The 20,359-nt window shown below is 59.7% G+C and carries 20 protein-coding genes and 3 pseudogenes; 14 read left to right on the top strand and 9 right to left on the bottom strand.

The annotated features are described in order from the left end of the window. Window positions 1-53: 53 nt before the first annotated feature. Window positions 54-995 (top strand): hypothetical protein, encoded by a 942-nt coding sequence (locus tag ACMGFE_RS25720; RefSeq protein ID WP_436928127.1) that lies wholly within the window; start codon window positions 54-56, stop codon window positions 993-995. 138 nt (window positions 996-1,133) lie between these two features. Here the strand turns inward: ACMGFE_RS25720 and ACMGFE_RS25715 are convergent. Then, window positions 1,134-1,835, bottom strand: a pseudogene (locus ACMGFE_RS25715) (cobalt-factor II C(20)-methyltransferase); the annotation flags it as partial. A 174-nt stretch (window positions 1,836-2,009) separates the two neighbouring features. On the opposite strand from ACMGFE_RS25715, the gene ACMGFE_RS25710 reads away from it, so the two are divergent. Continuing rightward, window positions 2,010-2,624 (top strand): universal stress protein, encoded by a 615-nt coding sequence (locus tag ACMGFE_RS25710; RefSeq protein WP_436928126.1) that lies wholly within the window; start codon window positions 2,010-2,012, stop codon window positions 2,622-2,624. A gap of 259 nt (window positions 2,625-2,883) precedes the next feature. On the opposite strand, the gene ACMGFE_RS25705 is transcribed toward ACMGFE_RS25710, so the two are convergent. Continuing rightward, window positions 2,884-3,336: a cation diffusion facilitator family transporter gene (locus tag ACMGFE_RS25705; protein WP_436928125.1), complete on the bottom strand. Its 453-nt coding sequence runs from the start codon at window positions 3,334-3,336 to the stop codon at window positions 2,884-2,886. Window positions 3,337-3,933: 597 nt separating this feature from the next. On the opposite strand from ACMGFE_RS25705, the gene ACMGFE_RS25700 reads away from it, so the two are divergent. Beyond that, window positions 3,934-4,362, top strand: a complete 429-nt coding sequence (locus ACMGFE_RS25700) for a universal stress protein (RefSeq protein WP_436928124.1) — start codon at window positions 3,934-3,936, stop codon at window positions 4,360-4,362. A 127-nt stretch (window positions 4,363-4,489) separates the two neighbouring features. After that, window positions 4,490-6,670, top strand: a complete 2,181-nt coding sequence (locus ACMGFE_RS25695) for a heavy metal translocating P-type ATPase (RefSeq protein ID WP_436928123.1) — start codon at window positions 4,490-4,492, stop codon at window positions 6,668-6,670. Window positions 6,671-6,869: 199 nt separating this feature from the next. Here the strand turns inward: ACMGFE_RS25695 and ACMGFE_RS25690 are convergent. Together ACMGFE_RS25690 and ACMGFE_RS25685 are read right to left on the bottom strand one after the other, a co-directional pair. Beyond that, window positions 6,870-7,286 (bottom strand): annotated as a pseudogene (locus tag ACMGFE_RS25690) (PIN domain-containing protein). A gap of 9 nt (window positions 7,287-7,295) precedes the next feature. Continuing rightward, a complete protein-coding gene (locus ACMGFE_RS25685; RefSeq protein WP_436928122.1) occupies window positions 7,296-7,526 on the bottom strand; it encodes an AF_0619 family ribbon-helix-helix protein in 231 nt (76 codons plus the stop codon). A gap of 355 nt (window positions 7,527-7,881) precedes the next feature. Between ACMGFE_RS25685 and ACMGFE_RS25680 the strand changes: the two genes are divergently transcribed. From ACMGFE_RS25680 to ACMGFE_RS25670, 3 genes are all read left to right on the top strand, one after another. Next, a complete protein-coding gene (locus tag ACMGFE_RS25680; protein ID WP_436928121.1) occupies window positions 7,882-8,256 on the top strand; it encodes a winged helix-turn-helix transcriptional regulator in 375 nt (124 codons plus the stop codon). Between the two features lie 143 nt (window positions 8,257-8,399). Continuing rightward, entirely contained in the window at window positions 8,400-9,341 is a 942-nt protein-coding gene (locus ACMGFE_RS25675; RefSeq protein ID WP_436928120.1) for an NmrA/HSCARG family protein, read from the top strand. A 107-nt stretch (window positions 9,342-9,448) separates the two neighbouring features. Continuing rightward, entirely contained in the window at window positions 9,449-10,042 is a 594-nt protein-coding gene (locus ACMGFE_RS25670) for a hypothetical protein (RefSeq protein WP_436928119.1), read from the top strand. A gap of 297 nt (window positions 10,043-10,339) precedes the next feature. Here ACMGFE_RS25670 and ACMGFE_RS25665 read toward each other — a convergent pair whose 3' ends face one another. After that, window positions 10,340-11,203 carry an SDR family oxidoreductase gene (locus tag ACMGFE_RS25665; protein ID WP_436928118.1) on the bottom strand — a complete coding sequence of 288 codons (864 nt, stop codon included), beginning with the start codon at window positions 11,201-11,203 and terminating at the stop codon, window positions 10,340-10,342. Next, window positions 11,200-11,856: an NAD(P)-dependent oxidoreductase gene (locus ACMGFE_RS25660; protein ID WP_436928117.1), complete on the bottom strand. Its 657-nt coding sequence runs from the start codon at window positions 11,854-11,856 to the stop codon at window positions 11,200-11,202. Before ACMGFE_RS25660 ends, ACMGFE_RS25665 begins: the two co-directional genes overlap by 4 nt. 117 nt (window positions 11,857-11,973) lie before the next feature. Here ACMGFE_RS25660 and ACMGFE_RS25655 point away from each other — a divergent pair, with 117 nt between their 5' ends. From ACMGFE_RS25655 to ACMGFE_RS25625, 7 genes are all read left to right on the top strand, one after another. Further along, window positions 11,974-12,381, top strand: a complete 408-nt coding sequence (locus ACMGFE_RS25655) for a winged helix-turn-helix transcriptional regulator (RefSeq protein ID WP_436928116.1) — start codon at window positions 11,974-11,976, stop codon at window positions 12,379-12,381. Window positions 12,382-12,451: 70 nt separating this feature from the next. After that, on the top strand, window positions 12,452-13,525 hold the full coding sequence (locus tag ACMGFE_RS25650; protein ID WP_436928115.1) for an ABC transporter ATP-binding protein: 1,074 nt from the start codon (window positions 12,452-12,454) through the stop codon (window positions 13,523-13,525). Continuing rightward, window positions 13,522-14,412: an ABC transporter permease gene (locus ACMGFE_RS25645; RefSeq protein ID WP_436928114.1), complete on the top strand. Its 891-nt coding sequence runs from the start codon at window positions 13,522-13,524 to the stop codon at window positions 14,410-14,412. Before ACMGFE_RS25650 ends, ACMGFE_RS25645 begins: the two co-directional genes overlap by 4 nt. Before the next feature lie 311 nt (window positions 14,413-14,723). Next, on the top strand, window positions 14,724-15,011 hold the full coding sequence (locus tag ACMGFE_RS25640) for an amphi-Trp domain-containing protein (protein ID WP_436928113.1): 288 nt from the start codon (window positions 14,724-14,726) through the stop codon (window positions 15,009-15,011). A 28-nt stretch (window positions 15,012-15,039) separates the two neighbouring features. After that, window positions 15,040-15,684 carry a universal stress protein gene (locus tag ACMGFE_RS25635; protein ID WP_436928112.1) on the top strand — a complete coding sequence of 215 codons (645 nt, stop codon included), beginning with the start codon at window positions 15,040-15,042 and terminating at the stop codon, window positions 15,682-15,684. Next, window positions 15,666-15,917 carry a universal stress protein gene (locus ACMGFE_RS25630; RefSeq protein ID WP_436928146.1) on the top strand — a complete coding sequence of 84 codons (252 nt, stop codon included), beginning with the start codon at window positions 15,666-15,668 and terminating at the stop codon, window positions 15,915-15,917. The genes ACMGFE_RS25635 and ACMGFE_RS25630 overlap by 19 nt, the downstream gene beginning before the upstream one ends. Window positions 15,918-15,980: 63 nt before the next feature. Next, window positions 15,981-16,850, top strand: a complete 870-nt coding sequence (locus ACMGFE_RS25625; protein WP_436928111.1) for a universal stress protein — start codon at window positions 15,981-15,983, stop codon at window positions 16,848-16,850. Window positions 16,851-17,350: 500 nt separating this feature from the next. On the opposite strand, the gene ACMGFE_RS25620 is transcribed toward ACMGFE_RS25625, so the two are convergent. The 3 genes and pseudogenes from ACMGFE_RS25620 to ACMGFE_RS25610 form a co-directional block, all read right to left on the bottom strand. After that, a complete protein-coding gene (locus tag ACMGFE_RS25620) occupies window positions 17,351-18,682 on the bottom strand; it encodes a hemolysin family protein (protein ID WP_436928110.1) in 1,332 nt (443 codons plus the stop codon). A 466-nt stretch (window positions 18,683-19,148) separates the two neighbouring features. Further along, window positions 19,149-20,231 (bottom strand): CNNM domain-containing protein, encoded by a 1,083-nt coding sequence (locus ACMGFE_RS25615; protein WP_436928109.1) that lies wholly within the window; start codon window positions 20,229-20,231, stop codon window positions 19,149-19,151. Window positions 20,232-20,272: 41 nt separating this feature from the next. Then, window positions 20,273-20,359 (bottom strand): annotated as a pseudogene (locus ACMGFE_RS25610) (IS5/IS1182 family transposase); the annotation flags it as partial.

Below are 20,359 nucleotides of genomic sequence, written 5' to 3'. Positions count from 1 at the left end.
CCCGATTCGGTATTAACAACCGTTATCCTCACTCTCGGCAGACACTCACACAGATGTTACACGGTGAGGCACTCGGTCTCCTCGTCGGGGCTGTCGCACTCGGTGCCGTCCACGGCATCGAACCGGGGCACGGTTGGCCCGTCGCCGCCTCGTACGCGCTCGACCAGACGAACAAGTGGGTCTACGGCTTCGCGGCGAGTTTCATCCTCGGTCTCGGCCACCTCATCAGTAGTATCGCAATGGTAGCGGCATTCTTCTACGCGAAGAATTATTTCGACCTCACACAGGTCAACGAGCCGATTCACCTCATCTGGAACATATTCCTCGGCGGGCCAGTCAGCGTGGTCGCTGGTGTCTTGCTCATCGCGCTCGGAATCCGTGAGTATCGCCACGGCCACTCACACGGCACCCACGAGGAACACGACCACTCGCACGGCACCCACGAGGAACACGACCACTCGCACGGTGACCATGGACACGACCATTCACACGACCACGAGCATGGGCATTCCCACAGCCACGAGAACGAGCACCAGCATGACCACGACGATCAGTCCGGGCATAGACACGATCATCCCCATCGTTCAGACGACCACGACGACGGTCATTCAGACAGCGAAGACGGTGAGGGACTGCTTGACCGGCTGAAAGGGTATCTACCGTTCGTCGGGGGCCACTCTCACTCGCACGACGACCTCGATGAGTCGGCCGACCGCGGCCTGCTCGGCATCGCGTGGTTCGCATTCTTGCTCGGGTTCGCACACGAAGAAGAGTTCGAGATAATCGCACTCTGTGCCGGGTCAAACCACTGCCTCGAACTGATGAGTGCGTATGCGCTCACCGTCATCTTCGGCATCGTCGGGTTGACGATGCTGCTGATAGCGGGCTATCATCGCCACGAAGAGAAAGTGGAACAGTATACTCCATACCTCCCGGCGTTTTCGGCTGCTGTCCTCATTGTGATGGGGGCTGGGTTCGTCGTCGGAGTATTCTAGACCAATTGCAGTCTCCGAGGCTCGGTGTCCCACCGAGTTCAAGCGTACTGGTCTCTCTGACTGCCTGGTCTCTCTACTCGGAAGGAGGACAGCATCGAGACGGTAGAACACCGCGCGAAACCGGCAGACCTATTCGCTATCGTCGTCGCCCTGTTGGGTTGTGAAAGCCGCAGTCGTCGGGTCGTCACCACGATCTCCACGTTCCGCGTACGCGAGCGTGTAGTAATCCCGGTCTGCGACCTCGGTAGGGTCAGTTGTCACGCCCGCCTCGCCGCCCTCCATGAAGAGCCGCCGACCGTACGTCACCTCGTAGCCAGCCGCGACGAGTCCTTCGTGGGTCGTCGGCGCGTCCGTCACTTTGAACAGGATCATCCGGTCCGGGCCAGTTGGGGCCGCGCCGTCATCAGCCTCGCGTAACGCGAGCCCCGACCCGGCTTCGATCTCGACGCCGAGCGCCGACGTGAATGCGGTCACCGACGAGACGCCCGGCACCGTCTCGATCTCGACAGCCGGGTGGAACGAAGCGAGCGTCCGGCGGAGGTGGCCGAACGTCGAGTAAATATTCGGATCGCCGAGCGTGACGAACGCCGCAGTACCGTCGCGGGCTCGCGGTGCGACGGTTTCAGCCGCGTCACGCCACGCTCGGCGTAACTCTTCCGGGTCACGCGTCATCGGGAACGACAGGTCGCTCAGTGTCGCGTCCGAAACGTACTCCATTGCGACCGACTCGGAGAGTCGCCCGGGCGTGTACACTACGTCTGCCGCTTCGAGTACTTGCTTGCCACGGAGGGTGATCAGGTCAGCCGCACCGGGGCCGAGACCAACGCCATACAGCGTCATAGTTTCCTCCCCCCCACTGCGTGGATACCGAAATTCAAGACCCGAGCCGGAATGTGACGCATTACTCGCCAGTACTGACCCGCGTGAGGATGATAGTTTGTATTTCCTTGCGGTAGATTCGACACACCGTGTAGGGCAGGGCCTTTCATGTGGGCTGGAACCGTTGGCACGGGTATGTACGAACGAATCCTCGTCCCGACGGACGGCAGCGTCGGCTCGGCTCATGTCGCCCTGCAAGCGATCGACCTCGCGGAGACGTACGGCGCGACGATTCACGTTCTCCACGTCATCGACGAGAAGGTACGCGGTCTCGTCGCCGGCTTCGGCGATGAGGAGGAGTTCGAAGCCCGTGGCCGCGAGGCAGCCGAACGCGTCGCGGGGATGGCCCGCAACCACGGCGTCGATGTCGTGACGGCCATCGAGGATGGCGACCCCGCACAGCGGATCGTCGACTACGCCGAGGAGATAGACGCCGACCTGATCGTCTCGGGGACCCACGGCCGTTCCGGCGTTGAGCGCCGTCTCATTGGCAGCGTCGCCGAGCGCATCGTCCGCAAGGCTCCCTGTCCCGTCATGACTGTTCGGCTTCCTGAGACGGACGTCACTGTCGAAGACGAGGACGAGGCGATGGACATCGCCCGCAAGGCGCTTGCGCAGGAGGGGGTCGATGCAGCTGTCTCGGCCGCTGAACGGCAGCTGAGCGTGTGGGTCGTCGACGCCGAGGAAGACGGCGATTCGTACCTGATCTACGTTGACCCCGTGACACAACGGACAAGCATCATCACGTAACCGATAGCATGGCATCAAGTTTTGCGGGGGGTGGCTGAAACGTGTTCCTCCCGCTGGTTTCGACCGACGACGCTCCCGAGTTCCACTGGTACTCTGAGTGATTTCCAAATTCCGTAGTGGTCCTCCTGTATCATTTGCACCCGTATTTAGCAAACCTCCTCCATCATACTGCGGGCGTCATAGAACGGTTCGCATACCCGTTCTTCGTTCCCTCAATTCGCTCAATGCAGGTTCCGTCGTGTGTCCTCCCGGTCGTGGTTCATGCGGAGGAGCTTGCCGACTCAGCAGTATCTTTCCATTCTCCGAGTCCCGCGGGGTCGAGATGGGCGTGGACGTCCGAAGCCCGGTCGATCTCACGGACGCGCTGACGGAGTTCCGATTCGAGATCGCGTGCTTCGACCACCGTCATGGCCTGTTCGACTTCGGCGTGAGACTCGACTTCGATCACGTGCCCGGAATAGTACGCCGCGAAATCGTGAATGCGGTGGACAGCGGAGTGATCGCGGATTCGTTGCTTGATTTCGGCCTGTTCCGACTCGGGCGGCGCGCTGTCCGCGAGATACTGCCTATTCTCCCGCGAAATGTCTACCCCCTGGTGGACGACGAGCAGGCTGACGACGACGCCCGCGATCGGGTCGAAGATCGGAAAACCGACGGCCATCCCACGTACACCCACGAGGGCTGCGCCGGTCGACCTGTTCGAGACCTCCATCGAGACAACTCGCCTTGCCCTCCAGTGATGGATTCGCAGACGTACCGAGCAGGCGAGTATCACCGACACTCCTGAAAACGACCACCTCGTGAACTCTGCTATGACACCCTATCATACGATGAATCTATGATTTCGAGTGGGTATCCCCGTCCATTCTATCAATTTCCGATACAATATAGTCCACTAGTAGTTCTCGAATGTCGAACGCCGTTCCGGGCAGCGTCTCTCGACAGGTGTGCGGTTACCTCATTGAGGTTCTACTCGTAGTCAGCGTGTCATAGTATATGTCTCACATCCTCTGTGCAGTGATTTCGACTGCTTCATTTCACGTTCGAGTCGGGAAACTCGGGATTCATGCCTCTATTTAGAATACGAGGCGCGAATTACTCAGGTTGAGGACTATTGTATGACACGCTCACACAACAGTAATAGAGCCACTCAGGAACCACTGCAAAGATCGCCTGCGGAATAGAGAGGGAGCGTTCTCACAGTGATTTCCCGCAACCCGACTCTTCTGACGAGTCACCTCCGATGAATCATCGTCACGCGATACCCGAGGGAGTACGTTCATTTCAATTCGCCCCGAACCTTCATCTCATGCCAGACAACGTTCTCGTCGCTTTCGACGGATCCCCGCTTTCCGAGCGTGCACTCGCATATGCTATCGAGAACTTCCCGGACATACCCATCACCGCGATCTACGTCATCAATCCGATCGATTCGGTTATCGACGTGGAGGGTGGCGGTTTACCAGTTGCTGCGGACTGGTACGACAATGCCAAAGACCGAGCAACCAGAATCCACACGACGGCAACGAACCTCGCGGCGGAACGCGATACCGAACTCGATACTGTTACCGAAGTCGGTAAGCCAGCGCGTGCGATCATCGAATACGCTGACGACCACGACATCGATCAGATCGTCATGGGCAGCCACGGCCGATCAGGAATCGACCGGACGCTCCTGGGGAGCGTCGCCGAGACGGTCACCCGTCGAGCACGAATCCCGGTGACGATCATCAGTTGAGTTGTTCGAACAGGAAGGACAGTACGGCGCGCCGTGGTGGCGAGGACCCGCGTTCGTATGTGGGCAGACAAGGACACAGTAACATACTTTCAATGCAAAATCAACACACCCCGTTTGGAGAGATCGTGTGACCGTTACTGAATCACCCCCGCTATCGACGTGTACACTCGAGATCGAACGAAGAGGTGGTCGTGGCGAAGCGGGGGCGCGCGGGCTCGAACGACACCTTCGGGACACACCGGGCGTCCACGACGTTGACGCCTCGTTCCGAACAGGGAGCGTTCGGATCACCTACGACGAGAGCGCCACCTCCGAGAAACGACTTCGAGAAGCGGTCCGCGACCGTGACGTCTCGATCCAGGGCGAACCCGACACGGCAACCGACGATGTGACCTCTCGCTCGGAACTCAGGCGAGAGGCGGCGTTCGTCGGTCTGACACTGCTCGGCATGGTGACTGGCCTGGGGACGGGGTGGCTCGACGGGCCACAACGTCTCATGTGGGCCGGATACGGCGTCGCGTACGTGTTCGGTGGCTGGTACGGGCTGAAAGGAGCGATCGAGACGCTCCGACACCGTGCGGTCGACATCGATCTGCTGATGATCGTCGCCGCGCTCGGTGCCCTCTCCATCGGGGCACCGTTCGAGGGCGCGATGCTCCTCTTCCTGTTCTCACTGTCGAATACACTCCAGCACTACGCCATCGGCCGTTCGCGCCGGGCGATCAAATCCCTCGTCGAGATGCGACCGGACGAAGCACAAGTTCTACGGGATGGAGAGGAAGTCACCGTCCCCATCGACGAAGTCGCCGTCGGCGACGTATTCGTCGTCCGCCCTGGCGACAAAATACCGCTCGACGGCGTGGTCACGTCTGGCGAGGGGACTGTCGATCAGGCTTCGCTCACCGGCGAATCCGTCCCCGTTCCGAAGGAATCCGGCGACGAGGTGTTCGGCGGAACGATCAACGAGAGTGGGAGCATCGAAATTGAAGTCACCCGGCAGGCCCACGAGTCGGCGATCAGCCGCCTCATCCACATGGTCGAACGCGCTCAAAGCGAGAAAGCCCCGACACAGCGGCTCATCAACCGCCTCGAACAGCCGTACGTCCTCGGCGTGTTCGCACTCACGATCGCTGCTATCGCTGTTCCGCTCGCGCTCGGGAGCGAGTTCACCAGTACCTTCTACCGAGCCATGACGCTCATGGTTGCCGCTTCGCCCTGTGCAGTCATCATTTCGACGCCCGCGGCGGTCCTTTCGGCAATCGCCTCCGGCGGCAGACAGGGCGTCCTCTTCAAGGGCGGAGAGCACGTGGAGGCGGCAGCGAATATCGACGCGGTCGCATTCGACAAGACGGGAACGCTCACGCAGGGCGACACGCAGTTGACGGACCGTTTCGTCCGTGACGGTGCAGCAGACGAGGCACTGACCCCAGACGGGCTGCTTGCCCTCGCGGCCGCAGTGCAGGCCCGCTCGGAACACCATCTCGCTCGTGCGACTGTGGAAGCAGCGGAAGAACGGCCACTCGACGTCCCCGACGCACAGCGGTTTCAGTCAGTCGCCGGGAAAGGAGTCCGCGCCACTGTCGAAGATAGCACCATCCACATCGGGAATCGAAGCTACTTCGAGACCGTGCTCGAAGACGTGGCAATAGACGGCCTCGAAACTGGTCTCGACCGTCTTCAAACGTTAGAGGGGGAGGGGAAAACGAGCGTCCTCGTTGCGCGAGAGACCCGCGGCGAAGTCACCGTGTTAGGGTGGCTCGCCTTCACCGACACGGTCCGTTCTGACGCTGCCGAGATGATCGACGACCTCCGTTCGCTCGGCGTTGAGCACATCGTCATGCTGACGGGTGACAACGAGCGCGTCGCACAGCGGATCGCCGACGAGGTCGGTATCGACGAAGTCCAGGCGGAACTGCTGCCGGAGGAGAAAGTTGCGACCATCGAAGGCCTCGTCGATCGATACGAGAACGTAGCGATGGTCGGCGACGGTGTCAACGACGCGCCGGCGCTCGCCACAGCGACCCTCGGCGTGGCGATGGGCGGCGCAGGGACCGACGTCGCACTCGACACTGCCGACGTGGTGTTGATGGGCGACGACCTCAGCAAGATCCCGTACGTGCTCGGCCTCGGACGCAAGACCCGTCGGACGCTCACCGTCAATCTCGCAATTGCCTTCGGCGCGATCGGGCTCATGGTCGGCACGATCCTCCTCCGAGGTATCCCGCTACCGCTCGCAGTGGTCGGTCACGAGGGCTCGACGGTCCTCGTCTCGCTGAACGGCCTTCGGTTGCTCGGCTATCGTGGGTGAACGGTCTCCGTGGAGATACGGAACTCGCGTGGCGGTATGCGCGTGACAAGGATCGAGGAGCGCTCGTAGAGCCCCTCGAATTCGGCCGCGTCACGCCCGAACGGTCGATTCGTTCGATAGTCGAACGCGGGAGTGGGCGCCACCGGAGTTTGCATTCAGTCAAACTAGCGTTAACAGAGAAAATCACTCGTACATCGAGTTAGAGTGTGTCGAACGAATCGATCACGTCGCTCGTCGAGTACGTTTCGACCACATTCTGTTCCTCGAAGTCGGAATCATCACTCAAGATGGCTGCATCGCTGGCTATCGCACATGCCAGATAGAGCACGTCGTCGGGGTCGGTATCGCCAATTGCTTCGTTTGCTGCTTCGATCGCCGGGTAGAATTCGTCGGCAGGCACGACCTCGATATACTGGAACAGGAGGTCGATGAACTGTGCCACTCGGTCTGGCTCCATCCCGGACTTCTCCACCATCAGGTCTTCGTAGTTTTCGATCTCGTCGTACACGAACGCGGGCGTCAGGAGTTCGGGTTCGAGTGTGACGATGAGTTCTCGCGTTTTTCAATCGGCGATTAGTGCAGAGATGACGACGTTTGCGTCGATGACCAGCTTCATTCGTCGTGTCTACGCCGATTCCTCGTCAACGCGCATGCGTCCACTCTCGTTGATCTTATCAGCGATCTCCTGCACATCGCTCTCGGTGAGCTCGCTCTCGCTGGTGAGTTCGTCCATCACTTCGAGTGTCTCGATCTTCTCCTGGATGGCCTGCCGCGTTACTTCACTCCAGTTGATCTCCGGGTGGTTTTCCATTCGCTTTTTGAGGTCGTCGTCCACGTTGACCGTGATCGTGGGCATACAGAAGACTATGGACATACAGAATACTGTGTCTTTCGGTGTATCTCATACCTCTCGAATTCGGCCGTCTCACACCCGAACGGTCGATTCGTTCGATAGTCGAACCGGAGCCTGCAGCGTCCATATCTTTGCAGGGTGAAATCGCTCGATAGCGGCGAGGCGGTTGCTGAATCGAATGCAGCGCCGTTGCCTTCGTTCGATGGTCGGACGACGAGTGATTTCCACCGAGGTTCGCGGACAGCCAAACTGGTCGGTACAGAGGATATCGATCGCCGGTGATGGACGACCACCTAACTGGTCTCTGGCGGAGACACGGGCTAGCTTTTTGTCGAGTGGTGCGGTAACAAATAACAAGATGTCTTGCGACGACCTACCTCCGAAACCCGACCCCGACGACGACGTATTCGAGGTGTGTCCGGTCGCCCGGGCGTTCGAGATAGTCGGCTCCAAGTGGCGACTCACCGTGCTCAGGAGCCTCCACCTGTACGGGGAACAACGATTCAGTGAGCTCCAGGAAACGACGACGGCCGACTCGACGACTCTTTCACGCGTGCTGGAGAACTTGGAGGGTCAGGACCTCGTTACCCGACGTCTGGAGGACCGACCGATCGCCACGTACTACGACCTGACGGAACGAGGGGAATCGCTCACCGGTGTCTTCGACGAATTCGAGGAGTGGGCGTTCGAACACACCGCCGCGGAGATGCCTGCCGTCGAACTGCCCGAGTAGCCCACACCGATCGGCGGTCTCCGGTTACGAGATGTTACTTCCTTGCACAGCCGTAACTGACTCACACTAATATCACAAAAATTATAATTCGGGTCGGGACGATTTTCTCGTCGTGGCCATTGCGGCCAGGGAGGCTGAGACACATGGCAGAAACGACAGCGGATACTCCAGAAACCAACGAGAAGACCGTACTGGTTGTCGGTGCGACGGGAAACCAGGGCGGCGTCACAATCGATCAGCTGTTAGCGGCCGACAGGGAGTTCACCATCCGTGGTCTCACACGAACGCCGGACAGCGAAGCGGCACAAGCACTCGCAGAACGCGGTGTAAACGTCAGGCGAGGTGATCTAAACGACAAGGCGACACTCCGATCCGCTATCGACGGTGTCGATGCGGTGGTCATCGTGACGAACATCTGGACAGCGGGATTCGAGGAGTCGGTCCGCCAGGGAAAGAACGTTGCTGAGGTGGCCGTTGAAACGGGGGTCAACCACGTCGTGTTCAGCGGCGCTGGCTACCACGACCAGGACCTCGGAATCGCCGCCCTCGAACCGGCCGGAGAAGTCGAGCAGTACATCAGGTCGCTGGACGTGCCCGCGACCTTCTTGCGACCGGTGTGGTTCATGCACAACCTCGAACCCGCTTACGAAGATATCCTCGACGGCACACTCGCCCTGCCCGTCGAAGAGGAGGTGACCCTCCAGATGATCGATGTCGACGATGTCGGCCGTGCGACCGCGCGGGTCCTCGCGGATCCCGACGAGTTCGCGGGGAACGGTTTCGATCTCGCAGGGGACGAACGCACGCTCTCCGAGATGGCCCGGATCCTTTCCGAGGTAACGGGTACTGACGTCCACCCGTACTCCGTTCCCATCGAGGACGCCAGAGAAGAGATGGGTGATGCGATGGCCGAACTGTTCCAGTGGTTCAACGACGAGGGCTACACGGTCGATATCGAGCACGCGGAGCGACGGTTCGGGTTCGAGTTCACCAGTTTTCGTGAGTACCTCGAGAGCAACGGCTGGACTGATAAGAAACGACCGAGCCGGATCCCGGGCCTCGTGAAGGCTATGATGCAACACTGACACAACCATGCAAAATACGACTACAATCGAACAATCTCCTACCGTCGCTGCAGGGGTCAATCGGAAGGGAAGTGACAGCGACAACTCGCACCTATCGGAAGAGAACTATGGCGTCTATTGATCAACCAACCTCACATCGAGAGGAGCTCGGATTGGTCGTCGATCTCGCTGACAAACAGTTCACCATCGTCGCTGTCCTCGTCACGATCGGAGCGCCGGTCCTAGCGTTCCTGTCCGGCTTCGAATCGCTCATGTTCTACGTCCACGTGGCACTCGGGGCATTCTGGTTCGGACTCGACTTCTTTTTCAAGTTCGTACTCGGCCCCGCGCTTGAGGCTGCACCAGAGGACGCTGCCAGTGCAGTCAATCACCAGCTCATCCCGAAGATCGTGGCGGTTGCGGAACCGCTCAGTGTCGGGGTAATCGGCTCGGGGATCGGCCTCGCATTCATGTTTGGGTATTGGGCTGATCCCTCGGTTTGGCTGTGGGGTGCCCTTGTGATAGGAGTGTTAATGCTTCTCAATGGCTTCGGACCACTCCATCTGGTCACGACGAAGATGGTCGTGGAACTCAGTAAAAACGAACCGGACGGCGAGCGACTCGACACGTTGTTCGGCAAAGCCATGCAGTGGGGACTGCTCCAGACCGTGTTCATGCTAGCTATCGTCGTGATGATGGTCGGCCTCCGGGGATTGCTCTGACCGCGCTGGTTCGACTACGACAGGTAGAACGAACCCTTCGAAGAAGTCCAGCTGGAGAGAGTTCTACGACCGACTCGCGTCCTGTCTCTCCAAGGGAGCACGGAACAGTCCAGAGATTGCCAGAACGTCTGTTTTTCAAACCCTCGAATTTGGCTGCCTAACGCCCCAACGGTCGATTCGTTCGAAGGTCGGACCGGAGCCTGCAACGCCCATGATTTTGGCGGCTCGACATCCTCCCCGCACTAAAGGTCGAAATTCTCGCCTCGACACGCCCAGAGAGGGAATCGGTCGAGTCGATTATCCGGCACGCTCGAACTCCGCGGTGTGGTCGCGAACGAAGTCGGCGAGCGAGCGTGGAGGCCGGCCGAGTACGCGTTCGACGTCGTCAGTGACTCGACCGGCTAGGCCGAGCCGTGCTGTCGTGTAGACGACTGCTTGGACGAGTGCGAACGGAAGCGATACCCCACGATGGGTCGCGGTCGTAACGAACTCGACGAGTCCCGGGCTGGCATACTCGACGTCCCGCTCCAGCACGTCCGAAAAGACCGCTGCGACATCACCGTACGAGAGCGCCTCGGGACCGGTCACGTCGTAGGCCCGGTTCTCGTGGACTGGATCGACGAGCGCCTCGACGGCGACCGCGGCGACGTCTCTCGCATCGACGAAACTGGTTTCGCCATCGCCGGCGGGAACGAACAACTCCCCCCGCTCGGCGATGTCCTCCCGGTGGACCACGTAGAAGTTCTGCATGAAGAACGAGGCTCTGAGAAAGGTGTAGGTCAGCTCGCTGGCCTGGAGATGGCGTTCGATACGACGGTGGGGCAACAGCGGATTCTTCTCCGCGCCGAGTACCGAGAGAAAGACCACGTGCTCGACGCCGACTCGCGCGGCAGCATCGATTGCCGGCGTGATGTGGCGGTGTACTCGAGCCATCTCCGGTGGCCGAATCAGGAACAGCGCATCGACGTCTTCGAAGACACGCCCCCACGTTTCCGGTTTCTCGAAGTCGAACCTGGCCAGGTCGACACCAGCCGGGAACGCCTCGTGGGCTCGATCGATGGAGCGCACCCCGGCACGGACGCCGGCGTCGGTTTCGGTCAGCCTGCGGGTGACGTGGCGACCGACGGTTCCGGTCGCGCCAGTGACCAGTACCTGGGTCATCGGTCCGCGACCTTCGGCATCTCGCGGACGTACGTGTCGTCTTCGAGGCAGTCGAGGACGAACTCGGCGACGTTCGCCCTCGCGGCGGTGTCACGCATCCCGAGCGTGAGGTCCGTCCCGTGACGGAACTCGCCAGTGTGGGCGTCCTCGGTGAGTCGCGGTCCGCGGACGACGGTCCATCGAGTATCGCTGGCCCTGACCATCTCGACGTGGTCACGGGCGTCTTCGAGGACCGACCGTGCCAGGAGTTTCAGCAGCGCCCCTATCACCTTCCCGCCGAGGCTCACCGATTCGCCCTCCTCGCGAACGCCCGCACCGACCAGCGTCACGAACCGCTCGACGCCGTACTGGTCCATCGCGGCGAGCACGTGACGGCCGGCTTCAGTCAGAAGGTCGTCCGGCCCGTCGGCTGTTTGCCCGAGGACGCTGACGACGGCATCGACGGAGTCGCCATCGCCTGCGATTGCGCGTTCGACGCCCTCGCCGCTGTAGGCGTTCCCCTGCACGACACTGATTCGCCCGTCCTCTCGGAGCGTGGACGGGAGACCCATCGGGTCCCGCACGAAGGCAACCACCTCGTGGCCGCGTTCGAGTGCCTGTTCGACGACGGGCTGGCCGGTCCGCCCGGTCGCACCGAACACCGTGATTCGCATACACGGAATTGGGGCGCCGAGAGGATATACTTGCAACTTCGAACCTTCGAAGCGTTGGTCTCGTATCCGGACTACAACCAAAGGTACAATATTACAAGCCGATAGGTTCGATCACCCATGACCGACGCGAGCGAACCACCTGCGATCCCCGAACTGAGTTCGGGACTGTCACGTGAGGAGGCCATTGCCCTTCGAGAGTCATTTGACGCCGAAGAACAAGCGCGTATCCAGCAGACGGTCGCGGAATTACTCGATCTCCTCGGAAAGACCCACACGATGGCGGTCCTGAGTGCGTTCGCGTTCGCCGAGGGATCGCTCCGGTTCAGTGACCTCGAAGCAAAACTCGACGTCGCGCCGAATACGCTCTCGACACGGCTACAGGACCTGACTGAAGCAGGACTGCTCGACCGCGATGCCTACGACGAGGTCCCGCCCCGCGTGGAGTACACACCGACAGCGAAAGCCGAGTCACTGTTCCCCGTGTTCGCGCATCTTCACCACTGGGCGATCGAGCACGAACTCTGACTTCGAATTCTGTCGTAACGGCCATACTTCGAAGTTGGAAGTATATCCGTTCACGTCCCCTAGCGAGGGCATGTCACCACCGGGGCCAGAGTCTACAGTCGATTCCTCCCTGGACAGAGACGGATCGAGCAGAGCGGATACGCAAGTCACCGGCGAGAGTACTGCTATCGACGTCGATGGTCTCCGACTGGTGTACTCTGACGGCACAGCCGCCGTTCAGGGGATAGACTTGACCGTTCCCGAAGGGGAGTTTTTCGGGTTTCTCGGGCCGAACGGGGCCGGCAAAACGACCACGATCAAGGTGTTCGCGACGCTCCTGTCACCGACCAGCGGCGAGGTCCGAGTCAACGGCTTCGACGTTCGTTCGGAGGCGCGAAAGATCCGGGAGACGATCGGCTACATGGCACAGGAGACGAGTATCGATCCGGAACTCACTGCCGGAGAGAACGTCCGATTTGCCTGTGAGGCATACGGCGTCCCCCGCGGCGAGCGGGCCGAACGGACCGCCGAACTGCTCGATCTCGTCGGCCTCGTGGACGTCGCGGACAAGCGAGCCGAAGGGTTCTCTGGCGGCATGAAAAAGCGCCTGGACGCCGCGACCGCGCTGGTCCACCGACCCCCGCTCGTCTTCCTCGACGAGCCGACGACCGGTCTCGACCCGAAGGCCCGCAACCGCCTGTGGGAGTACTTCCGGCGCATCAACGACCTCGGCACGACGATCTTCCTGACCACGCAGTACCTCGAAGAAGCCGACCAGCTCTGCGATCGGCTGGCAGTCATCCTGGACGGGAGGATCGTCGCAGCGGGAAGTCCCGCCGACCTGAAACGGGAGGTCGGCGGTGAAGTCCTCGACGTGGAACTGGAGGGTGGCCCCGACGCCCGCGACCGGGCCGCGACGATCGCACGGGAATTCGACGCGTTCGAGGACGCCGCCGTGGCCGAAACCGAGGAGGGAATCAGCGTCACCGCCGAGACGGCCCGTCAGTACGGAACTGACCTGCTGGTCGCGCTCCGAGACGCCGGGCTGACGGTGATCGGATTCAACATCCGGGCCCCGACACTCGACGACGTGTTCCTCGCCATCACCGGCGACGAACTCGACACTGCGGAGACGGACGACACCCGACGGGAGGCGTCGCGGTGACCACCCCCGATGCCGACGAAGGCGCTAGTACGACCGATAGGCGGGAAGACGCGCGTTCGGGGAACACATTTGTCGGCGACGTCTGGGTGAATTTCAAGCGGTGGAACCGCAAGGCCGTCCGGAACCCGTTCGTCCTGGTAGTCTCGCTCGTTCAGCCGATCATTTTCCTCGTGTTGTTCACGGAGGTGTTCGGCAACGTCGCCGGCGGCGCTGTCAACCGGGGAATCCCGGGCATCAACTACGAAACGTACCTCGTGCCCGCGATCGCGATTCAGGTCGCGCTCGCCGCGGCCATCACCTCGGGTATCGGACTCGTCAACGATATCGAGAACGGCATGTTCGAGAAAGTGCTCGTGACACCGATGAACCGGACGGCCGTCTTCGTCGGCAAAACTGCCGCAGAGGTGTTCCGGATTACCGTCCAGATCGGCATCATTCTCGGGCTCGGAGTCCTCCTCGGCGCGGAGATCGCCACCGGTCTCGTCGGTGTCGTCGGGATCATCGCCATCGGCGTCCTCTTCTCGCTCTGGTTCGTCGCGTTCTCGAACGCACTGGCGATTCTCACGAGAGACCAGGAGTCGACGATTATCGGCGCGAATCTGCTGCAGTTTCCGCTGCTGTTTCTGTCGAGCGCCTTCCTCCCGCTCGCGGCACTCCCGGAGTGGATTCAGACGTTCGCCCGCTTCAACCCCGTCACGTACGGCGTCGATGCCACGCGTTCGCTCATGATCGACCAGGACGTGATGACAGTCGTCGAGGTGACCTGGTTCGACGGTGCCATGAACGGAGTCGTTCCCGGTGTAGTCGTCCTGGCCGGCCTCGATCTCGCGCTGGGTGGTATCGCCGTCTACCTGTTGTCCCGTGCGTCGAGTTCCGACGTGCAGTGAACCCCCTCGATTTGGCCGAGGCTGTCGCTCGAACGGTGCTTTACGAACGTCGCAGACGCGAACCCGAACACGAACACTGCGAGCGGTAGCCCCGGCTCAGGAACCGATGGCCTGTTCGAGGATATCTGCACAGCAGAAGTTGAGATTGGGGCTCTCAATGCATACGCGTTGGAATTGTTGCTCGGAAGAAAACTGAAATGACTCATCAACCGGTCTCATGCAGTGTATCTCCGATCTAGCACCGGTGAGTGATTCCTCCGGCTAGAGAATCTCCCCCTTCGTTTATCGGGACTTCCCGCGTATCTGTACGTATGGGAGAACTCGAAACTGAAGCCGAGAAAACGCGATCCGAAATTGCATCGTACCTCCGCGAACTAGCCGAGCAACTCGACGGCGACGACGCTGTGACGCTCGAACTCGGTGGGAAGCAGGTTCAGTTGGGCCCGACGAACCCGGTGACATTCAAACTGGAAGGCGAGTCGGACTGGTCCGAAGGGGACACCGAGGCAAAACAGAGTATCGAGTTCGAGCTCGTCTGGTGGCGTGAGGCCCAATCGGCAGAAGAAGGAACGTTGGATATCACTACTGAGGGCCAGTAGTACCCATCCGTTCCCTCAGACCTGTCCTATGTACGACCATATCCTCTTTCCCACAGACGGGAGCGAGCCAGCAGAATCGGTCCTCAAGTACTCCCTCCAGATAGCCGCCGAACACGAGGCAACGATCCACGTCCTCAATGTCGTAGACACCAGCCACGACAGCCTCAGCGGAATGCAAGACGATGTGGATGACACTCTAGAGCAGGAAGGAACAGAGATCGTGAACGAAGCAGCACAGCGCGCGACAGAACACGGTATCGACGTGGTCTCGGAGGTACACCACGGAGATCCCTACGAGGCGAATGTCGAGTATAGTACGCAGTCAGCCATCGGGTTGATCGTGATGCCGACACACGGCCGGCGTGGATTACAGCGGTTTCTCCTGGGAAGCGTTACAGAACGCGTAATCAACACCGCAGATGTCCCCGTGATTGCAGTCAACCCCGGGACCCAACCACTCGCCTATCCGTGCCAGGAGCTTCTGGTTCCCACGGACGGCAGTCGTGGTTCGGAACTCGCGGTATCCGAAGGGGTCGCCCTCGCAAACGCGACTGGTGCCACGCTTCATATACTCCACGTTGTCGAGACAGGAAGCCTCGGTCCGGATGCTCGCTCTCTGGTGAGGATGAGGAACTCACCACCCGAGCGGACGAGATCATCGCAGACGCCATAGAGACCGCAGAGGCGGCGGCGGTCAATAGCATCGCGAGTGAAATCGAATTCGGTGTTCCGTCGAAAGAGATTAGAAACTACATCGACACAAACGAGATCGACTTCGCGATCCTCGGCACGCACGGCAAGACTGATTTCAGCCGATACATGATGGGTGGGGTAAGTGTGAAAATCGTCCGAACGTCGCCAGTTCCGGTGATGTGGGTTCGGGAGCCGGACTCGAGTGGTGGGTGAGACGCCTCTGCTGGTGGGTGACAAACCACTTGAGCGTGATGCCCGTAGGTACTCACACTGTACATGTACGAGGACATTCTGCTCCCGTTCGATGGAAGCGATGGAGCTGCGGAGGCATTGTATCACACTGCCGAGATCGCACACTGGGCCGACGCCACGATCCACGTTCTGTTCGTCGCGGATACGACACTCCATAGTGTCACCGTCGTCGAAACCGAGGTCGTTGACACCCTCGTTCATGAGGGCGAGGACATCGTCGAGGAAGCAGAAAAGACACTGAACACACTCGGTGTCGACTACGATTCCGACGTCGTCCAGGGGCATCCAGCGCCGACAATCGTCGAGTACGCCGAGCAATACGAGTACGACGTGATCGTGATGCCGACCCACGGTCGGGAGGGGGTGTCACGATACCTCATCGGGAGCGTCACGGAGAAGGTCGTCCGTCTGTCTTCCGTCCCTGTCCTCACAGCGCGGATGCAGCCCGACGAACAATTGGTGTTCCCCTACGAGAACATCCTCATCCCGACCGACGGGAGTGCCGGTGCGGCCCATGCTGGCGAGCATGGCCTCTCACTTGCAGCGGCGCTCGATGCGACTGTTCACGTGCTGTCTGTCGTCGATAATACGTCGCTAGGTCTGGACGTTCGCTCCACGATTTCGGGACAGGAACGTGAACAGGCTGCGACCAATGCCGTTGACGACCTCGTATCCGAGGCAGAGACACACGGCGTTTCGAATAGTGTCCGGCACGTCGAACACGGGTCCCCGATCGAGGTGATCCTCGACTGCATCGAATCGAACGATATCCACGCCGTCGTGATGGGAACGACAGGGAGGCGCGGGAGCGATCGAATCCTTATCGGGAGCGTCGCCGAGAAGACCGTCCGCTCTGCACCAGTTCCTGTCATCACGGTAGGACGCGGGAAGTAGCGGTTCTATGAGATGGCTCGCGGCTATCGAACTCCTGTGCATATGTCGCTAAACTAAGGTGTGTACCCTCGTGCTCACAGAGCACCGCAGTGCGCGCCAGCGAACGAGGAGTACAGCAGGGCTGAGTGTAGCCCCAACCGTGGACTTGCGAGTAAACCACCCAACAATCAAAATAACAAATTCAGATTATTTTCCTGAAGCTGTGCAAGATACAACGCGCGTATCTGGCACTGAGTTTCACTACGTACCCCCGGCAGATAGAGTTCTGCCACTGGAAACAGGCCTCACCAATTGAAGATTCGGTTGCAAGCGACTTCGGGTCAGACCATCACGAAACACCGGCCCGACAACGGAGAGAACTCAAACCAATTCCACCGAGTAACTCCGCACCCCGCACTCATAGAGATTATCGTAGTAGTCCATAGATTCGTTTTCATGCGAATCTCATACCTCTGCCGGTCGAGGGGTTCTGGACCTCCGACCGGCTACGATAATCCGTATCAGTCCACCACTGAATCATCCTCTTCGCGTTCGTGGACCCTGACTGTCGAAATTCGGGTCCCCTCAACGCTCGTCACCTCAACGACGTACCCGTCGACCTCAACGCGATCGCCACGTTCTGGTGCACGGTTGAGTTGCTCGAGTACCAGTCCACCGATCGTTTCGACCTCCTCACTTGTGAACTCTCCCTCGATCATGTCGTTGATTTTCGACAGCGGGACGCCCCCGTCAATGTCGTACCCCTCATCGCCACGGCTTCGAATCGAGGGTTCACGCTCGTCCATATCAAACTCATCCCGGAGGTCTCCAACGAGCGCTTCGACGACATCTTCAACCGTTGCAATCCCCTCAAATGCCCCCCACTCGTCGATAACTGCGACCATTTGTTGTTGATCTTCCCTGAACTGTCTCAGGAGATCGCTCAGTGCCATCGTCTCGGGAGCAATGACGATCTCGCGGGCGATGTCGCCGACTACCTCGGCGTCCCTGCCCTCCACCTCAGCTCGTAACACGTCCTTGACGTCCACGAATCCGATCACCTGGTCGCCGTCGTCGGCATCAAGAACTGGATAGCGGGTATGACCAGCCTCGAGGATGATCGACTGGAGGTCTGAGAGCGCAGCATCCGCCGGAACGCTCACCACGTCCGGTCGTGGAACCATGACCTCCCGCACCACGATGTCGTCGAGATCGAAGACCCGCTCGATCATCGTCACTTCTGCCAGGTCGATGTCCCCTCCCTCGCCCGATCGTGTTAGTACTCGTAGGAGCTCTCGCTCACCGAGTGTCTCATCCGTTTCGGAAGCGGGCGGCACACCGAGCAACCGCGTGAACGCGTTAGCTGCCCCGTTGAAGACCACAATCCCCGGATAAAGTATGTAATAAAAGAACTTCATTGGCGGGGCGAGAAACAGCGAGAGTCGCTCGGTCTGGGCGATTGCGATCGTCTTCGGCGCGAGTTCACCGAAGACGACATGGAGGAACGTGATGATACTGAAGCCGATTGCGAACGCGACGAGATGGATGAGGCCCACCGGGAGAATCGGTTCCAGTACGGGTTCGATGAGCGCCGCCACGGCTGGTTCGCCGACCCACCCTAACCCGAGCGAGGCGATGGTAATGCCGAGTTGCGTCGTGGCGAGGTAGTTATCGAGATTCGTCATCACTTCTTGGAGTGTCCCCGAACCCGGGCGCCCCTCCTCGACGAGCTGGTCAACCGATGTCCCCCGAATCCGAACGAAGGCGAACTCTGCAGCGACAAAAAAGCCGTTTAATACCACGAGAAACAGTGCTAAGACGAGTTGTGCTGCCGAGAGCGCGACGTTTACCATCGGTATCCCCAGAACGTACTGCCGTTCGATTGTAGTGTGTCCATAGCTATGCATCTCATTCCGTTTACTAAAACCATCTACAGGATTCGCGGGTGATCGACTACTGTCAGTAGTGAGTTGGTCCTGTGGATCCCCTGGCCATAGACTGTCCTCCTCGTTTCGCCGACTGACAGCAAACATTGGACCTCGACATTCAGTAGACAAATTAGCATCGGGTCCTGCTGAATAGATCCTCTGAGTCCTGCATCCTGTTTCTGTCAAAGGTTGGTACTACCGCCCGATTGATGAGGGAGAACACTCGCAAGAAGAGGGTTGAAGCTACACTGTGATACAGCATCGTCTTCATCAAGTGTACACTGTTCTGTTGCAGGCCCACAGGTCCAAAGCAACTCCTTGTGACTAGTTCTATGACACCCTCAATAGGAGTCCGTGGAGATTCCGTCAGTATTGGACTCGCAAGGCTAGTTCACTGGGGGGCGCTCTTCCGTTCCTGGAGTTTGATGTCAAGCGGGTCTTCGATCTCACCCATCACCGCTTCGAGGGCGTCCGTCGCAGTGATCAGTCCCACGATGTCCTCCTCGTCCGCATCATACACGAGCGCGAGTTCCTGATGTTCGTCCTGAAACTGGTCGACGGCATCGCTGATGAGCGTGTCTGCTCGAAGCGTCATCGGTGGAGCGGCGATATCCTCAAACGTGACCTCGTCACGCCGGAGCTCGTCGATTTGATCGACAACCGTAGGGACGTAGACAACCCCTCGATAGTCGGCTGGATCGTCACCAATCAAGGGAAATCGCGTGTGCGGGCTTGTTCCGATTCGATCGAAATTTTCCTGCGCAGAGACGGCTGTCGAGAGAAAAATAATGTCCTCACGATCGGTCATGATGTCGCTGACGGGCCGTTCACCGACGGTGAAGGCATTCAGTATCTCTTCTTGCCGTTCCTCAGAGAGGTTCCCTCGGTCGAGCAAAGTCCCGAGACGGTGGCGGAGGTCCGCCCGCGATTCGACCCGGTCGGTTTCAGTTTCCAGCCAGGCGCCGGTCATTTCGACGCCGAACAACCCGAGTGTCCATTTTGCGACGCTGTCTCCGAGCACGATGACTGGGTAGAGCAGTTTGGCAAACCAGTACAGCGGTGTCGCGCCGTACCGAGCGACGAACTTCGTCCGCTCGACCCCGAGATACGTGGGGGTCTGTTCACCGTGGGTCAGGTGGAGCAGATTGATGATGACAAACGCGAGGATGCCACCCGCTCCAATCGACGTGAGCAGCGTATTCTCGAACACTGGATCGATCAACGAAGCCAGGGCCGGTTCCGCGACGATGCCGACGGCGATACTCGTCGCAGAGATCCCGACCTGACAGCTCGTGAGATAGATTTCGAGGTCCTGTGTCATCTCCCAGGCTCGCTGGAGCCCCGGGACGTCAAACTCGGATTTGGGATACTGTCGCACGCGAGTGAGCGCGAACTCGATTGCGACGAAGAATCCGTTCGCGAGGATGAGTAAAACGCCGCTGACCAGGCGGAGCGTTAGTTCGAGGCCATTCATATATTGGGGGGCCGTGGTGAATCGCCGGACGGAGCACGATTTCACGGTTTCACGGCTCGCTTGATGTTGTGAACGACACACTTCAGGACAATTTCACGGAACTCACGAAACCATGCTCGCGCACGGAT

This window comes from Halosimplex amylolyticum (genome assembly GCF_051414035.1).
GTDB lineage: Archaea > Halobacteriota > Halobacteria > Halobacteriales > Haloarculaceae > Halosimplex > Halosimplex amylolyticum.
Note: the sequence above shows the minus strand (reverse complement) of the source record. Positions and strands in the feature narration are given on the sequence as shown.

Excerpts from the sequence above, each read along its gene's own strand:
- ACMGFE_RS25680 (WP_436928121.1), top strand. The coding sequence starts at position 7,882 with ATGTCTTGCGACGACCTACCTCCGAAACCCGACCCCGACGACGACGTA.
- ACMGFE_RS25660 (WP_436928117.1), bottom strand. The coding sequence starts at position 11,856 with ATGCGAATCACGGTGTTCGGTGCGACCGGGCGGACCGGCCAGCCCGTC.
- ACMGFE_RS25710 (WP_436928126.1), top strand. The coding sequence starts at position 2,010 with ATGTACGAACGAATCCTCGTCCCGACGGACGGCAGCGTCGGCTCGGCT.
- ACMGFE_RS25640 (WP_436928113.1), top strand. The coding sequence starts at position 14,724 with ATGGGAGAACTCGAAACTGAAGCCGAGAAAACGCGATCCGAAATTGCA.
- ACMGFE_RS25700 (WP_436928124.1), top strand. The coding sequence starts at position 3,934 with ATGCCAGACAACGTTCTCGTCGCTTTCGACGGATCCCCGCTTTCCGAG.
- ACMGFE_RS25625 (WP_436928111.1), top strand. The coding sequence starts at position 15,981 with ATGTACGAGGACATTCTGCTCCCGTTCGATGGAAGCGATGGAGCTGCG.
- ACMGFE_RS25615 (WP_436928109.1), bottom strand. The coding sequence starts at position 20,231 with ATGAATGGCCTCGAACTAACGCTCCGCCTGGTCAGCGGCGTTTTACTC.
- ACMGFE_RS25670 (WP_436928119.1), top strand. The coding sequence starts at position 9,449 with ATGGCGTCTATTGATCAACCAACCTCACATCGAGAGGAGCTCGGATTG.
- ACMGFE_RS25650 (WP_436928115.1), top strand. The coding sequence starts at position 12,452 with ATGTCACCACCGGGGCCAGAGTCTACAGTCGATTCCTCCCTGGACAGA.
- ACMGFE_RS25655 (WP_436928116.1), top strand. The coding sequence starts at position 11,974 with ATGACCGACGCGAGCGAACCACCTGCGATCCCCGAACTGAGTTCGGGA.
- ACMGFE_RS25705 (WP_436928125.1), bottom strand. The coding sequence starts at position 3,336 with ATGGAGGTCTCGAACAGGTCGACCGGCGCAGCCCTCGTGGGTGTACGT.
- ACMGFE_RS25720 (WP_436928127.1), top strand. The coding sequence starts at position 54 with ATGTTACACGGTGAGGCACTCGGTCTCCTCGTCGGGGCTGTCGCACTC.
- ACMGFE_RS25685 (WP_436928122.1), bottom strand. The coding sequence starts at position 7,526 with ATGCCCACGATCACGGTCAACGTGGACGACGACCTCAAAAAGCGAATG.
- ACMGFE_RS25620 (WP_436928110.1), bottom strand. The coding sequence starts at position 18,682 with ATGGTAAACGTCGCGCTCTCGGCAGCACAACTCGTCTTAGCACTGTTT.
- ACMGFE_RS25675 (WP_436928120.1), top strand. The coding sequence starts at position 8,400 with ATGGCAGAAACGACAGCGGATACTCCAGAAACCAACGAGAAGACCGTA.
- ACMGFE_RS25665 (WP_436928118.1), bottom strand. The coding sequence starts at position 11,203 with ATGACCCAGGTACTGGTCACTGGCGCGACCGGAACCGTCGGTCGCCAC.
- ACMGFE_RS25635 (WP_436928112.1), top strand. The coding sequence starts at position 15,040 with ATGTACGACCATATCCTCTTTCCCACAGACGGGAGCGAGCCAGCAGAA.